The following is a 15,203-nucleotide window of genomic DNA, read 5'->3' as shown; positions in this document are numbered from 1 at the left end:
TGATGAACACCTGGATCTTCTTGTTGTGTTGTGCACTTCTGATGCTTGCGTGTCCGCCTGCCCACGCAGAGATGCCGGCCATGGAGCCACATGTGGTGGTGCTCGTCTATCACCGCTTTGCATCGACGGTGGATAGCACCATGACGGTTCGGATGCAGACGTTCGAAGCACATCTACAGGCGATCGCGGCGGCTGGTTATCGCATCGTGCCGCTCGCGGACATCCTGCGCTGGCACCAAGGCGAGCAAGATGCACTGCCGGGGAAGGCGGTGGCCATTACGGTGGATGACGGCCACCGGTCTGTGTACGAGACATTGTGGCCTGCGCTACGCGGCCGGCACGTTCCCGTAACGCTGTTTGTGTATCCATCTGCCATTTCAAATGCCGCCTACGCAATGACGTGGCCCCAGTTGCGAGCGCTGGCCCGCACCGGACAGTTTGACGTGCAGTCCCATACCTACTGGCATCCGAACTTCCGCGTGGAACGGATGCACCGAAGCACCGATGATTTCGTCAAGTTCGCCCGCGATCAGTTGCGCCGCGCAAAGGTGCGCATCGAGACGGAAATCGGCGTCCGCGTGCATTTGCTGGCGTGGCCTTTCGGCATCCACGATCCTGAGCTGGAGCGCATTGCACGAGAGGAAGGCTATACAGCGGCCTTCACTCTGGACGCGCAACCGCTGCGGGCGAGCCAACCCGCCATGGTACTGCCCCGATACCTGATCACCGATGGCTGTGGTGCACGATGCATGACAAACATTCTCAATGCAGCCGAGGGCAATCATGAGTAGCCGTCTGCGCCTTTGGCTTGCCGCTGCGTGGCTTTCCTGCGCGCAGCTTGCCGGCGCGGCCGAGGTCAGGGTGGTAGACGCACAGACCCACCTTCCTGTGGAAGGCGCAATCACATTTGTTCAGGGCAAGAGCGGAAATACGGATGCGGCTGGCCTGGTCGATATTCCAGCGGCGGCAGTGGATGCACGCGCGGTGGTCAGCGTTCGTGCCCCCGGCTATGCACGCGCCGAGCTGGTGCTTGGCGGCCCGCAGCCCGCAGCCACGATCGTGCTCAAGCAGATCAAGCCCCGAGCGGTCTATCTGTCGGTACAGGGCGTATCCAACAAATCCTTGCGCGATGCCGCCGTCGCCCTCCAGCGCGAGACAGCGATCAATGCGCTGGTGATCGATATCAAGGGCGACCGGGGCGATACACCGTACCCGAGCGCGGCCCGTGTGGCAGTCAGCGCCGCCCGCGAACAGAAGAACGGTGCAGCCCGCATCAACCAGTTCGCCGCCGTGATTCGGCAACTTCGTCTACGAGGCCTCTACCTGATTGCGCGCATCGTCGTCTTCAAGGACGACCCCTTGGCCCGGGCGCACCCCGAATGGGCCGTGCGGGACCGCGATGGAGCGGTCTGGCACGATCGTGAAGATCAACAATGGATCGACCCTGGCGTCGAAGCCGCCTGGGCCAGCTCGCTTGACGTGGCGGAAGAGGCTGCAAGACTCGGGTTCGACGAGATCCAGTTCGACTACCTGCGTTTTCCGGACGCCAATGGCTTGCAGTTCCATCAGGCCAACACGCAGGCACACCGGGTTGCGGCCGTGACTGGTTTTCTTGCGCAGGCGAGAGAGCGGCTGCGGCCGTACAACATTTACCTGGCAGCGGATATTTTCGGCTACGTCTGCTGGAACACCGACGACACCGCGATCGGCCAGCAGATCAACACGCTGGGCGCAGTGGTGGACTACATCTCGCCCATGCTTTATCCGTCCGGTTTCACATGGGGCTTGCCGGGTGTCAGGAAACCCACCGAGAAGCCCGGCGAGATCGTCTCGCACTCCCTGGCTGAAGCGAAGCGGCGCACAGGTTTGCCGGGGGTGAGATTCCGGCCATGGCTCCAGGCATTCCGGGACTATGCTTTTGATCGTCGTGAGTTCAATGCCGAGATGATTCGCGCCCAAGTCGACGCTGCTGACGCGGAAGGTACCAACGGGTGGATGCTATGGAACGCGCGCAATCGTTACGATCCCGCCAACTTGCCGCGATAGCCGCGGTGCTGGCTGCGCTGTTGTTGGCGTGCATGCAGAGCGGGCGCGCCGAGCCAACCATCAGCACGCCAGGGCCGCTGGGCAAGCCTGTGCCCATGCACGAGCTGGAAGCCGTGGTAGCCGCGCAGATTGCCGATGCCAATGTGGCGGGGGCGGTGGTTGCCATCGGTGATGCCAGCGGGGTGCGCGAACGCGTCGCGCTGGGTCAGCGCACCGTCGGACGCGACGCTGAGCCGATGACTGAAGACACCATCTTCGATCTGGCATCCCTTACCAAGGCAGTGGCCACTTCCACGGCGGTGTTGCAGTTGGCAGAGCGTGGACGTTTGGATCTGGATGCGCCGGCCGGCCGGTACTGGCCAGCCTTCGCGGACGGAGGAAAGTCGCGCATCACGATACGGCAGTTGCTCACGCACACGTCCGGTCTGCCTCCTGGCCTGGCAGCTCGTTCGGAACTGCGGGGCCCCGCCTCGGTGCTTCACGCGATCGGGATCATGCCGCCGATTTCTGAGCCGGGTCACCGTGTCATTTACAGCGATCTCAACTATGTCGCCTTGGGCGAGATCGTCCAGCGTGTCAGTGGGGTAGGACTTGATGCATGGTGTGCGCAGCATATCTTTCGGCCACTTGGCATGCGCGACACCGCGTTCCGTCCGCGCCGCAAGGCGATCACGCGCATCGCTCCGACCATCATTCGCAACGGACGATGGCTTCGCGGCAAAGTCCATGATCCGACCGCCGCCGCACTGGGGGGCGTCTCCGGCAACGCGGGCCTGTTCTCCACGGCGGATGACATCGCGCTGTTCGCCAGGATGCTGCTCAACGGGGGCCGCGTTGGCGATCGCCGTATCTTGCAACCGGACAGCGTTGCCCTGCTGTTGACGCCGGACGGTTCGGCTGCGGTGGAGGCGACCCGCACGCTGGGATGGGAAGTCCAGGCGCCGTTGATCCCCAATCGCTATCGCGCGCCGCGCGCCGGACTCCTCCAGCACCTGGGCTATACCGGAACCGGCTTATGGATCGACTTGATCACGCGCCGATTCGTGATTGTGCTCACAAGCCGGCTGTATCCCGACGAGCAGGGTAACGCCATGCCGTTGCGTGAAGCCGTGCTGAATCTGGTATCGAACTCTGCGCCGCTGCTCTCGGGCGAACAGATCGCGGTGCGCGCCCCGACCATGGCCGATGCCGTGCTCAGTGCCGGCCGCCGCTTGCCCATGGCGGTCGGGCCCGTGCGATCAGGTATCGATGTACTGGAGGCCAACGGCTTCGCACCGCTCGTCGGGAAGCGGGTCGGCTTGGTCACCAACCACAGTGGCTTCGATGCGCAGGGGCGCCGGACCATCGATGTACTGAATGAGGCACCCGGCGTGCGGTTGAGCGCCATCTTTGCGCCTGAGCATGGCATTGGCACCGATCTCGATGCGCGCTTCGGTGACACGATCGACGCACGCTCCAACGTGGTTGTTCATAGCCTCTATGGCAGCAGCAAGGACATACCACGCAGTGCGCTGGCCGATATCGACGTCGTGGTGTTCGACCTGCAGGACGCCGGCGTACGCTTCTTTACCTACCTTGCGACCCTGGGGGCGACGCTGGAAGCCGCAGCGAAGGCCCGCATTCCAGTGCTGGTTCTGGACCGTCCCAACCCGATAGGTGGCGATCTGGTTGGTGGGCCGGTATCCGATACGGCGGACCGGTCATTGACGAACTACGTGCCTCTGCCGCTTGTGCACGGCATGACGATCGGCGAGCTTGCCCGGCTGCTGAACGACCAGCTGCACATTGGCGCAGCGTTGCATGTGGTGGCCATGGAACAGTACGACCGCGCCATGCGCTTTGCCAACACGGGGCTGGGTTGGGTTCCGCCATCGCCAAACCTGCGGGATTTCGCCGCCTTGGAGCGATATCCGGATGTGGGGCTGATCGAGGGCGCGCGTGTCAGCGTGGGCAGAGGCACGTCGGCGCCGTTCGGCATGGTCGGGGCACCGTGGATGGACGGCGCTGCGGTAGCGCGCGAACTCAATGCGCTGAATACGGGCGCTACCTATACGCCTGTCCATTTTGTTCCGTCAGAGGGGCCATACCATGGCCGCTCGTGCTCGGGTGTAGCGATCCACCAGACGTCTGCGCTCACGCACCCCGGTCGCATCGGTTTAGCGCTGGCCCGAGTGCTGTCGCAGCGCTATCCGCAGCATTTCAAGCTGGAGACGATCCGCGTGTCCGTGGGGTCCGAGACGGTCTGGGCAATGCTGCGTGATGGCGTTTCGCTGGACGCGATCGAGCACGCCTACATCGCCCAGACCGATGCCTTCCTTTCCCAGCGTGCGACGTATCTGCTGTACTGAAGGTGGCAGCTACGCCGACAGATGGAATACGACAAGGCAATCCCAGATGCCTCTACTTCGTCTGATTGCCGCCATCCGTATGTGGGTCACGTTTGGCTTTTGCGCCTTCCGTGTACGGGTCGAACTTGCCGCTCCTCGAGCCTTCCGTGTAGGGGTCACGTTTGCCCTTTGCGCCCTCAGTGTACGGGTCAAACTTGCCGCGTCTTGATCCTTCCGTGTACGGGTCGCGCTTGGCTTGTTTGGCGCCTTCCGTATATGCGTCGCGTTTGCCCTTTGCGCCTTCCGTGTACGGATCAAACTTGCCGCTCCTCGATCCTTCTGTGTACGGGTCGGGCTTGGCCTGTTTGGCGCCATCCGTATAGGGATCCACCTTGCCGGCCCGTTGTCCGTCGCTGTTCGGTGCTGTGTCGGGCTTGCCTTGTGCGTACGCCGACGTGGAGGCTGCTGCAACGACGAGCAGAGCCATCATGAGTTTTCCGCGCATTTTTTGCTCCTGCAAACAAATCAAGTTCAACCGCTGAATCAACAATCGTTTCCATCCACTGTGTGTTTGCCCGATGGCTACTTCAAGAATAGGTAGCCGCCAAACACCCTCGTTGACAGGAATCAAGCTCTTCTCTTTCGTCGAGGCCGTGCATTGCACATTCCGATCGGCAGTCGCCAGCCATTCGGCCTGAGCGCCGTCACGCGCCTTGCGCGCTCTTGGGCCTCGTGCGCGGTTACGACGGCGTCCGGCCTTGCGTAGCCGATGCGGCTATCGCGTTGAAGGTGTTGACCAATGTTTGCCAAGAGTCCAAGGACGCGATGAGCAGTTGTGCAGGAGATGCAGCCGTGCCCGGCCGATGTTGGAACTGGTCGTTCCACTCCGTTGCTTGGCGCAGATAAGAGCGCTGTGCGTCATTGAGGAGGTCGGCCCACTGGCGAGCCGCGTTTGCGCCTTGGTTGGCTTGCAGCTTCATATAGGCGCTCTGTGCCGAGGCCAGGCCACTCCAGTCTTTGATTGCGTCCAACTGGCCCTCCAGCTGGGACAGATTCTGCAGCGCCGTTTCCGCCATCTTGACGCGAAGGCGCGCGAGCTGAAGCTGGCTATCGACGAAGAACTCGGTTGCGCGGCTGGCATCGCGCAGGGTGGCGCAGGCAAGGTTGCAGACTGCATCAGTAGGTTGTGGCATCACGATCTCCGGTTGATATGACTGCAGGGTAGGCACTTCGTCATTGCCAGAGTTGACCTGACGCAAGCCGCCAGATCGGCTTGCCGTACGCCCCTGATTGGGCGGTCATCGTGAAGCTGTTAGCTGCCTGGGCCAAAAGACCTGCGTCGGAGCGCGATGCGTCCCTCATTGCACTTGGTGAGAAGGCGGGCCGGTGCTTAGTCCAAATCCAATTCTGGATGGTCCGACAGGACATCGGCCCGAGAGCGGCAACCGCGCAAAGGGTCGTCCGGCCCAATCCAGGCTGCGCGCACGTTCGCGCAGACATCACGAAAGCGCGCGGTGGTGATGCCCATACGATTGGCCGCCGTGGCCCAGTGTGTGAAGACCTTCGAATGCACTGCCAGATACTTCTGGCGAACATCTGGCTCCCGCGGAAACATGCCATCCGCGGTGGAGAAGTCGGGGCACCTGAGGTAGAGGTTGAACCAGAAGAGCGCAGCATACGCGCGGAGAATCTCCTCCACTGACTGCGGACATTTCGGATCGAAGTTGGCGTGGGGGCACGGACAACTGGTCGCGCAGAAGAAAGTCGTATGCATGCTTGCGCGCCCCCGGTTAGCCGACGTGGTGACGTTGCAAGGCCATGTTCTCCGCTCGCAGCGGATCGGTGGTGGCTTCCACCGTAACCGTCATGTCCAACCCGACGACGCCGGGCAAGCGCAGCAGCGCGATCTTCAGATAGGCTAGCGGGCGGGCATTGCAGACGTGCCCGGCAACGCGAATACGCCCATGCTCCGCGCTGAGATGGATTGCGGTGGCCAACGTCGGGGCAAACCAGGAAGCGGCTGTTCTTGCCAGAACGGCAAGCGCCGGGTCAGGGAGCGGGAACGTACTGACATTCGGAAGAAAGGCCGTCGCCAATGCGTCTTCATTGATGTGCCGGGCGGGCGTCGCTCTCGAGCGCTGATGGTGGACGAAGGCGGGAGCGATCATGGCAAGTCCGGCGTGTCGAAGTGTCTTGTCATCACTGTAGAGGACGGTTTGGAAGCTCCCTTGATCGTGAGCAAAGCTTGATCCGCCGCCAGTGGGGTCATGAATGCTCGGGATGGCCGGGGCTTTGCTATGCGTATCCGGCGTTGAACATGGCCGGGCTTGAAGCTTCATCCGGCCGGTCAACATAGCCTTCCCGCGCGTCGGCGATCATGCAATCCGTGGTCAACAACAGGGCGGCAATGGAGACGGCGTTCTGCAATGCGGTGCGTACCACTTTGACGGGGTCGACCACACCCAGCTCCAGCATGTCGCCGTAGCGATCGGACGCCGCATCGTAGCCGTGCGATCCCTGCCCGGAGAGGACCTGGTGGACGACTGCCTGTGCGTCTGCGCCTGCGTTGGCTGCGATCTGCAGCATCGGCGCGGCCAGGGCGGTATGCACGATACGGGCGCCTGCATGCTGCTCGGTGTTGGGTGCGCTCCATGCGTCGATTGCGGAGCGCGCACGGAGCAATGCAACGCCACCGCCGGGAACGATGCCTTCCTCAACGGCTGCACGGGTGGCGTGAAGGGCATCCTGAAAGCGGTTCTTGCGTTCGTGCAACGCGACTTCGGTTGCCGCGCCTACCTTGATGACAGCCACACCACCACTCAGGCGCGCGATCCGGTGCTGAAGTTGCTCGCGGTCGTAGTCTGTCTTTGCGTCATTGAGTTGAGCCCGCACCTGGCCCACGCGGCGTTCCACCTCGGCCTTTGCCGTATCGCCGGCGATGAGTGTGGTCGAATCCTTGGTGGTTTCCGTTCGGTGTACGCGGCCGAGCTGGTCAAGCGTCGCGTGCTCGAGCGAAACGCCGGTCTGCGATGAGATGACGCTCGCACCGGTCAGCGCAGCAAGATCGGACAGTTGTTCCGTGCGGGACTCGCCAAAGCCGGGCGAGCGTATCGCGCAACTCTTGAGCGTGCCGCGCAGGTTGTTGACCACGAGCGTGGCCAACGCTTCGCCTTCCACTTCGTTGGCAATGACCAGCAGCGGCTTGCCGGTGCCGGACACGGCTTCGAGAACCGGCAGCAATTGGGCAATCGAACTGATCGTGGCATCGCACAATAAGACCCATGGCTCTTCGAGCACGACGGCCCGGCTTTCGGTGGTGGCAAAGAATGGCGATAGAAAGCCCCGGTCAACACGCGCGCCTTTTGCGATCTCCAACTGATCTTCCAGCTTCGAGCCATCTTCCACACTGATGGCGCCGTCCTTGCCGACCTGCTCAACCGCGCGCGCCACCAGCGTGCCCACGGTTTGGTCTCCGCTGGCGGAAATCGTGGCGATCTGCCGCATTTCGTCAACGGTGGTGCAGGGCCGAGCCATGGCGTGGAGCTGCTGCGCAACAACGGCGCCGGCGGCCTCGATACCGCGCCTGAGCTGCATCGGGTCGTGTCCGGCTTCTACGTACTTCACGCCCTCCGCCACGATGGCGTGTGCCAAGGTGGTGGCCGTGGTGGTGCCGTCACCCGCGACCTCGCTGGTGCGCGCCGCTGCCTCGCACAGCAATCGGGCACCCATATCGGCAAAGGGCTCGCGCAATGAAATGGAACGCGCAACAACCACGCCGGAGTTGGCGACCATAGGCGTCATGCCCGGCCGCTCGATGATCACGTTGCGGCCGCCAGGCCCGAGCGTCACCTTGACAGCTCGGGCCAACAGGTCGATTCCGTTGAGCATCATCCTGCGCGCGGTTTGATGGAAGACGAGGGTGCGGGCTGTCATGGTCAACTCACGTTGGATGGAATGTGCCGCGGCGTGCGGTTTCGCTCACAGCAGCAGCGGGTGCCGCCGCCACGAGTGGTATGCGATGGACGTGCTGCTGCTTTTCAGGTTAGCCATGACGTCATATGCCAGTTTGGGCTGGATCAAAGGTTGCGCCATATCAACGCGCTTCGGCACGCATGGACCATTGTGGCTCTAGGGAAGCGAATGAACTCTCAAGGAGTCGGTCATGGTTCGGGTACACAGCCTCTTGTGCGCTGCGCTGGTTGCAGCGTCTCTCTTGTCGACAAACACGGCATTGGCGCAGGCGCCCGCCCCCGAGCAAGTACGCCAGCCGAGCGCCGATTTTTGCGCGCAACTGCGCAATGCTCGGACACCGGCAGAGCGCCGCGCATTGATGCAGCGCATGCGGGATATTCAAGGCGTGAATGAGCCTGATCGGCTGACGGGCCGGGCACGAGGTGGCAGGCATAGTGGGATGACGAACAGGCGCTCGTGGCGTGCCATGTACGAGATGGGCTGCCTGAATGAAGGTGCTTACGCCGCCCGTGCTATTCAACGTGTGCAAGGAGGCGTGGCCTATGTGTCAGGTGGGGTGGGACAAGACGAGGTGGACGCAATGCGTAGCGTTGCGGCGGACTACAACCTGCGCTTGACGTTCGTTGAGCAAGGGGGCGCGTACGTTTCAGATGTCGACACGCGTATTCGTTCTGCCAGCGGCGCGGTGTCCCTGGCTGTCGTATCGGAAGGCCCGCTGCTCTACGTCCGTCTGCCGAGCGGTAAGTATCAAGTCAGCGCGTCTTATAACGGCGTGGTACGGCAGGGCACGCTTGTCGTGCCCGCGCATGGTGCCGCCATGCGCACCATGACCTGGCCCCGCTGAATCACTTGCCGGCGACACGCGGCAGTTAAAGCAACCTTGAGTGGGCGAGGCACGCCGGCCGTCGGCGGACCTTGCCCTGCCGCTTCATTGATACATGCGTGGCGGAGCCGATTCCACTCGCGCCGTAAAGCGCGCGGCAAGTTCGCGGCCGAGCAGAATGCCGGCACTGAATGCGAGATCCCGGGACACATAGCCCTCAGCGTTGGCCGCTGAAACCCAGGACGAGCATTTTCCATTGGATGAAACGAACCTGCATTCGCAATCCCAGCGCTTGTCGCTTCGCCGTTTTGTACGAACGTCCACCCAACCCCGCCCTGCATGAACGGTCAAGCTCATATGCCCCCCTTTGCTTCGATGATTGCAGTCGATTGTTCGTGGACCATTTCGCTTCGCAATACGAACTCGACGTCTTTGAACGCATCGTGAAGTGCGACAAGAGCGTCGTCGCCGGAGGCATGGCCAGAGAGGTGGCGATGGTGGCGCGTCATCACGTCAATGTGAACCCTGACGGACGGGATAGGTAGCTGCTGGCGCGGCAGTTGAATCAACTTGACGCGGCAACGGGCGATCTCCACCTGAACGCTGCCAAGGCGGTTCGCCTGTTTGATGACAGCATCCTCAATCGCTTTGGAGTACGGAAAGTCCCGAAATGAAATGTCCAATGCCAAAGTCACGCTCGAACTCCTTGACCCAATATCGGGCGCCGCCACGTCATCATGGGCAGCCGAGAATTTCAAGGTCAGTTCCTGTCAACCGGACGACGCGGCCGCAGCGTAGCGGCTCGGGACGCCAGTAAAACCAAGGTGGGCGGAGGCGCGAGTCGTGCAACGAGTCGCTATTCGTCCTCCGCTGTTATTGCGGTGCGTCGTCCGTTACATCAGCCCCCGTTGACGGGGATCGTCTTGGGCGTGGCTTGCGCCGCGTCTGTCTTGGGGAGCGTCACCGTCAATACGCCATTCTTGAAGCTGGCCTGGATCTTCTCTGTGTCGACGCCGTCCGGCATACGGAATGACCGCTCGAACGCGCCGAAGTGGCGTTCATGCAGGTAGTAGTCCTTTTGCTTCTCTTCCTTCTCTTCCTGCTTCTCGCCTTTGATCGTCAGGCCGCCGTTGGCCAGCTTGACCTCGACGTCCTTTTCTTCCATGCCGGGCAGATCGGCCTTGATCTCGTAAGCCGTGTCGGTTTCGACAACGTCCACGGCAGGCGCGGACGTCAAAGCCCATTCACGCCGCCAGAACGGCTCGATATCGAGCGCGGCCCGATGAAATGGGAAGAGATGAAATCCGCGGTCGAAATCATCGAACACACGCGCAACCTCTTGCCGAAGGTTGTCAAAAGCGCGCCAGGGTTGCATGGCGCCAGGCTGCTTGTTCGAAGCTTCCGCGCCGGTCTTCACGGCAAGTTTGGTATCGGATTCAGCCATGATGCTTTCTCCTGTGGGGGGTCTGGGAGAAACCATTCTGGACGCCGATGCGGACAGCATCTTGATGGGCGTCAACCGATCGATGCCCGCGATGCGTCGCCACATGGTCTTTGGGCACATCGTGTTCGGCTGGGGATCACGCAAACGCTCCCGTCGTTGCCCGAGCAGGGTTGGCGAGCGTTTTGGTTCTCGCCGTGTTCGTCACAAACAGCGCCGTCACGTTCCTGACCTTGATCATAGAAGCCGGTGCCAAGCGTTGTATGGGAATCCCCCTGCCACCTACCATGAACTAGTAGGTGCGCAGATCCAAGGGATACACAATGATCAAGGTGCTGATAGCGGACGACCATGCCGTCTTTCGTGAGGGATTGGGCCGGATCCTGAGCGATGCCAGCGATATCGAGGTTGTTGGTGAGGCAGTCGATGGTGCATCCACCATCGATCTGGTGCGCCGTACACCTGCCGACGTCATCGTGCTGGATTTGTCGATGCCCGGACGCAGCGGCATTGACCTGATCGCCCAGGTTCATCGGGACGTTCCGCAGCTCAAGATTTTGGTCCTGACCATGCACGCCGAGGACCAGTACGCGCTACGCGCATTCCGAGCCGGTGCCGTCGGCTATCTGACGAAAGAGGGTGCGGTCAAGGAGCTCGAGAAGGCCATCCGCAAGGCCGCATCGGGCGGTACGTACATGACACAGGCCGTGGCAGAGCTGCTGATACACAATCTGGGCGACCCTGCAGACAGACTGCTTCATCAGCGGCTCAGTGACCGCGAGTTCGATATCTTTGTGCGTCTGTCGAAAGGCGATTCACTGGCGACGATTGCGCACGATCTATGCATCAGCAAGAAAACGGTCAGCACGTACAAGGCGCGCATTCTTGAACGAATGAACTTGCCGAATGATGTCGCGTTGGTGCGGTACGCACTCACCCACGGGTTGGTATGAGACTGGCCGCAGCGATGCCGAACTAGATTGCCCTTGGTTGGGCGTCGGGCGCTGGAAGCGGTGCTTCCATAGCTGCAGTCATCGTTTGTGGAATGGTCAGTTCGATCAACGTTCCGGCCTCTGGCGACGATTCGATGCTTAAGCTCCCACGCACGAGGTAGGCACGCTCACGCAAGCCAACAAGCCCGAAAGACAAATCTTTTCTCGGATGCGCAGGGTCGAAGCCGATGCCATCGTCCTGCACCGAGAGCTGAACGGTGGGCACGTCATGGACCAGCCTCACCTGTACGGTTGAGGCACCAGCATGGCGCGCCACGTTGGCCAAACATTCCTGCAGCACGCGATAGACGGTGGATGCAAAGGGCTCGGGAAGCTCAAAGTGCTCGGGCATGATCGTTAGCTCGCACCGAATGCGATGGCGCCGCTGAAACGACTCAACAAGCCATCTGCACGCAGGTACAAGACCGAGATCGTCGAGCATGGAGGGGCGCAAATCAGAGGCGAGCCGCCGTGTCGCACCGATCATGTCATCCACGGCTTGTTCCATTGAACTCAGGCGGTCGGCAACCGGCTTGTTCGTGGCATGAAGCTTCTGCTCCAGCATCTGCATGTCGACCTTAAGCGCCGCCAGCGATTGGGCGAGTTCATCGTGAAGCTCGCGCGAAAGGCGCCGTCGCTCTTCTTCGCGCGCCCGTGAGCTGATCGTTGCCAATTCACGCAACTCCTCTCTCGATCGCTCCAGCGCCTGTTCGGCGCGCTTGCGTTCGGCGATCTCCTGTCGAAGTTCGACGTTCGTGACGCTGAGCTGGGCGGTGCGGTCCTTGACACGCTGTTCGAGGTGCTCGTTCGCCTCGTTCAGTTGCTGCGTTTTGTCCAAGGCGCGTGCGCGCGCTGCGCTTTCGTTATCCAGGGCTTTCACCAGCATGGCGTAAAGCCTGGCATGTTCAATGATCAGCGCGACAAGAACAAAGCCGGAAGCGACGAGGCCGTAGGCGCGGCCTGCGTAAAAGCCGAGATCGAACCGCCCATGATTGAACATGGCAGACAGTGCGACCTCAAATACCGAGGTGACGGCGACAACCGCACACCATAGATTCAGCAGGGAGTGGCCACGGTGCCGCCATAAGATTGCTGCGGCCACCACGTTCAGCATCCACACAATGCCCACTGTCGTAGACATTGCACCGGTATATCCATGCCCGCGCATGATGGCCGGCAAGAGAGAGGGGTGGGTGGCCAGCGCAGTCAGCCCGTAAGTCAGAAGCAGCACAACGCAGGCTGCCCATAGAACGGGAGAGACGGCACGCCGCAACCTGATATGCCGTGTTCGCGTGTTTTCCTGCAAAAGGGCATAGGCGATCAGAGAGATGGGAAACCCGCCGTGCCAGAACATGTAAAGCCACGCTGTCGTTTGCGGGCCCGCATTCAGAAGCCCCGATGCTGAGAACAGCCCCGGAAAGCTGAGCATGTGCACCGCCGCCACCGTGGCGGTAAAGAAGTAGCCGGATGACAGGGCCAGCAATCCTGGAGAGCGGAGCAAGGTGAACTGCCCGACCAGCATCGCGGCGGTGACCAAATCGTTGATGACGACCGCGGATTCATAGACAGGAATGAACCCCCAGACCTGCGCCAGTTGCCACTGAGCGAACGGCAATACGGCCACAAAGACGACGACGGATGCCAGCATCACGGCCATGACCAGCCGCTGCTGATTCGGTCGAGGCTGGACGGTCGACAGGAAGATGCGGGGATTGCCCCCTTGGTCGCTCAAGATCACTCTCCAATCTGGAACCTGTTCGGGCGATACGTGGCCGCTGCTATGTGGGGCTGGACGTCATCTCCGACATGGCACCGAACCTTGTCAGGTTTTCCTGACAAGCGGAGCGCTATCGGGCTGATGTGCATTTCATCCCAGGCTGCTTACTCACGTTGACTCGCCTATGTAGTGTTCAACCTTAGCTTGCAAGCGAGCGTATCAATCTGAGGCAGCGCAGATATTCGGTTGGTGAGCCTCATGCAAGCAGTGAAATCGAGCGCGCGATCGTTGCCTGATCAATCGGGAGATCCACCAGAGCCCCCGGCGATGAGCGCGCTCCTGTGCACGCACCTGCTCGCATATCCCGGCAGCCTATGCAAACACGTCAATGTGTACAGCCACTGGGCGTGATTAGCGTAAGCAGGTATTGCGGTGTTGAGGTAGGTCAAAGCGCGCTACGTAGCGCCCAATAGGCTAATAGATCAGTTCGCTTTGGTGCTGCTTCGCTGTTGAACTTGGTTTTCATTCCGTTTAGATCATGGACACTCGGCGAGTCGAGATTCAATTCCGTCATCTGCCTCCCTCGGATGCCATCAAGGAAGCCGTGAGGCGTTTCTCCACCAGACTCAGTGGTCTTCCATGCAGGGTCGAACGCTGCAGCGTGAGGTTGGCTTCGGAGAGAGCCGAGCCGCTTTGCGGCGGACCCTATTTCGTCCACGTCGAAGTGCAGATGCAGGGGCGGGAGCTTGCAATAGACCAGGCATCGGATGTGGACGTACATGTCGCGCTTCTCAATGCCCTCCGAGACATGCTTGTAATGATCAAGGCGGCAGGATCCAAACGCGGATGTGCAGCATGACTACCGGCTGCCCGCCATAGCCCCTGAGGTGTGCAATGCCGGAAATCGTCACGCTCACGGTCAATCCCGCCATCGATATCGCCACGTCGGTCGAGTGCCTGACGGATACACACAAGATGCGCTGCACCCCGGCCCGCCTTGACCCTGGAGGCGGCGGAGTCAACGTCGCCCGTGTTGTCGATCGCCTGGGCGGTGATTGCGTGGCCATCTACCTTGCCGGCGGCCCGGTGGCTGAACGATTGGGACGTCTTTTGTCGGTAGAGGGCTTACCGTTCGTCGCGCTCGGGATCGAAGGGGAGACGCGTGAGAACTTTTCCGTGACGGAACTCTGCAGCCACCGGGAATTCCGGTTCGTGATGCCGGGGCCGGTCGTTTCGGAATCGGAGTCGCAGCACTGCCTGGATTACCTCGATGCGCTGCAGCCAGCGCCGCGCTACCTCGTCCTAAGCGGAAGCCTGCCGCTCGGGGTGGCCGACGACTTCTACGCGCGGGTCATTGATCAGGCCAAGCTTCATGGCAGCCGTGTCGTGCTGGATGCCTCGGGGCCGGCATTGCGCGCGGCGTTGCCGCATGGGCCATACCTGATCAAGCCAAGCCTGAACGAGCTTCGACAGCTGACCGGGCGCGGGTTGGAAACAGAAGCGGATTGCATGGAGACTGCGCAAGAGATTGTCCGCAATGGGCACGCGCATGCGGTCGCGCTCACACTGGGCGCAGGCGGGGCCATGCTCGTCACGCAGGAAGAAATCGTCCGGGCAGGTGCCGTCGCAACGTCATTCCTCAGCACCATTGGAGCCGGCGACAGCTTCGTGGGGGGGATGGTGTGGGCGCTTAACCGGAATGCAGGCATGCGAGAGGCATTTCGATACGGCATGGCAGCGGCCGCAGCAGCGTTGAGCCATGCCGGTACCGAACTTGGCAGCGCCGCCGAGATCGAGCAGCGCTACGCAGAGGTGTCGTTGTCTTGAAGCGTATCGGCTAACCAACCTGTCGGACAGGCATCTGGGGGCGTTACGGAACGCCCCG

At 61.5% G+C, this 15,203-nt stretch carries 14 protein-coding genes; 6 read left to right on the top strand and 8 right to left on the bottom strand.

The features are described 5' to 3' along the window. Window positions 1-2: 2 nt before the first annotated feature. Genes ACU8YE_RS04970 through ACU8YE_RS04960 form a run of 3 tightly spaced genes read left to right on the top strand, consistent with a single transcriptional unit; the run spans window position 3 to window position 4,394 of the window. Window positions 3-791, top strand: coding sequence for a polysaccharide deacetylase family protein (locus ACU8YE_RS04970; protein ID WP_446928222.1), 789 nt, complete (start codon window positions 3-5; stop codon window positions 789-791). Next, window positions 766-2,046, top strand: a complete 1,281-nt coding sequence (locus ACU8YE_RS04965) for a putative glycoside hydrolase (RefSeq protein ID WP_446928221.1) — start codon at window positions 766-768, stop codon at window positions 2,044-2,046. Before ACU8YE_RS04970 ends, ACU8YE_RS04965 begins: the two co-directional genes overlap by 26 nt. Beyond that, on the top strand, window positions 2,001-4,394 hold the full coding sequence (locus tag ACU8YE_RS04960; protein ID WP_446928220.1) for an exo-beta-N-acetylmuramidase NamZ domain-containing protein: 2,394 nt from the start codon (window positions 2,001-2,003) through the stop codon (window positions 4,392-4,394). The genes ACU8YE_RS04965 and ACU8YE_RS04960 overlap by 46 nt, the downstream gene beginning before the upstream one ends. Window positions 4,395-4,446: 52 nt before the next feature. On the opposite strand, the gene ACU8YE_RS04955 is transcribed toward ACU8YE_RS04960, so the two are convergent. The 5 genes from ACU8YE_RS04955 to groL form a co-directional block, all read right to left on the bottom strand. After that, window positions 4,447-5,004, bottom strand: coding sequence for a hypothetical protein (locus tag ACU8YE_RS04955; RefSeq protein WP_252694812.1), 558 nt, complete (start codon window positions 5,002-5,004; stop codon window positions 4,447-4,449). A 109-nt stretch (window positions 5,005-5,113) separates the two neighbouring features. Beyond that, window positions 5,114-5,632 carry a hypothetical protein gene (locus ACU8YE_RS04950; RefSeq protein WP_446928219.1) on the bottom strand — a complete coding sequence of 173 codons (519 nt, stop codon included), beginning with the start codon at window positions 5,630-5,632 and terminating at the stop codon, window positions 5,114-5,116. Between the two features lie 131 nt (window positions 5,633-5,763). Beyond that, entirely contained in the window at window positions 5,764-6,147 is a 384-nt protein-coding gene (locus ACU8YE_RS04945) for a hypothetical protein (RefSeq protein ID WP_322018355.1), read from the bottom strand. A gap of 16 nt (window positions 6,148-6,163) precedes the next feature. Continuing rightward, the gene (locus ACU8YE_RS04940; protein WP_446928218.1) at window positions 6,164-6,541 is read right to left on the bottom strand and encodes a hypothetical protein; all 378 of its coding nucleotides are present in this window, start codon (window positions 6,539-6,541) and stop codon (window positions 6,164-6,166) included. A gap of 127 nt (window positions 6,542-6,668) precedes the next feature. Further along, a complete protein-coding gene (gene groL, locus ACU8YE_RS04935) occupies window positions 6,669-8,306 on the bottom strand; it encodes a chaperonin GroEL (protein ID WP_446928217.1) in 1,638 nt (545 codons plus the stop codon). Window positions 8,307-8,784: 478 nt separating this feature from the next. Between groL and ACU8YE_RS04930 the strand changes: the two genes are divergently transcribed. Further along, window positions 8,785-9,189 carry a carboxypeptidase regulatory-like domain-containing protein gene (locus ACU8YE_RS04930; protein WP_446928216.1) on the top strand — a complete coding sequence of 135 codons (405 nt, stop codon included), beginning with the start codon at window positions 8,785-8,787 and terminating at the stop codon, window positions 9,187-9,189. A 332-nt stretch (window positions 9,190-9,521) separates the two neighbouring features. Here ACU8YE_RS04930 and ACU8YE_RS04925 read toward each other — a convergent pair whose 3' ends face one another. Both ACU8YE_RS04925 and ACU8YE_RS04920 read right to left on the bottom strand, forming a co-directional pair. Beyond that, on the bottom strand, window positions 9,522-9,926 hold the full coding sequence (locus ACU8YE_RS04925) for an HPF/RaiA family ribosome-associated protein (RefSeq protein WP_440077204.1): 405 nt from the start codon (window positions 9,924-9,926) through the stop codon (window positions 9,522-9,524). Between the two features lie 140 nt (window positions 9,927-10,066). Further along, window positions 10,067-10,612, bottom strand: coding sequence for an Hsp20/alpha crystallin family protein (locus ACU8YE_RS04920; RefSeq protein WP_280928261.1), 546 nt, complete (start codon window positions 10,610-10,612; stop codon window positions 10,067-10,069). A gap of 320 nt (window positions 10,613-10,932) precedes the next feature. Here ACU8YE_RS04920 and ACU8YE_RS04915 point away from each other — a divergent pair, with 320 nt between their 5' ends. Further along, a complete protein-coding gene (locus tag ACU8YE_RS04915) occupies window positions 10,933-11,562 on the top strand; it encodes a response regulator (protein ID WP_232039461.1) in 630 nt (209 codons plus the stop codon). A 22-nt stretch (window positions 11,563-11,584) separates the two neighbouring features. Here the strand turns inward: ACU8YE_RS04915 and ACU8YE_RS04910 are convergent, their stop codons facing one another. After that, a complete protein-coding gene (locus ACU8YE_RS04910; protein ID WP_322018359.1) occupies window positions 11,585-13,333 on the bottom strand; it encodes a sensor histidine kinase in 1,749 nt (582 codons plus the stop codon). Between the two features lie 879 nt (window positions 13,334-14,212). Here ACU8YE_RS04910 and ACU8YE_RS04905 point away from each other — a divergent pair. Beyond that, window positions 14,213-15,145, top strand: a complete 933-nt coding sequence (locus ACU8YE_RS04905) for a 1-phosphofructokinase family hexose kinase (protein WP_446928215.1) — start codon at window positions 14,213-14,215, stop codon at window positions 15,143-15,145. Window positions 15,146-15,203 lie beyond the last annotated feature (58 nt).

This window comes from Ralstonia sp. VS2407, assembly GCF_052950655.1.
The sequence above is the reverse complement of the archived record's forward strand: the minus strand, read 5'-3'. Positions and strand labels throughout refer to the sequence as shown.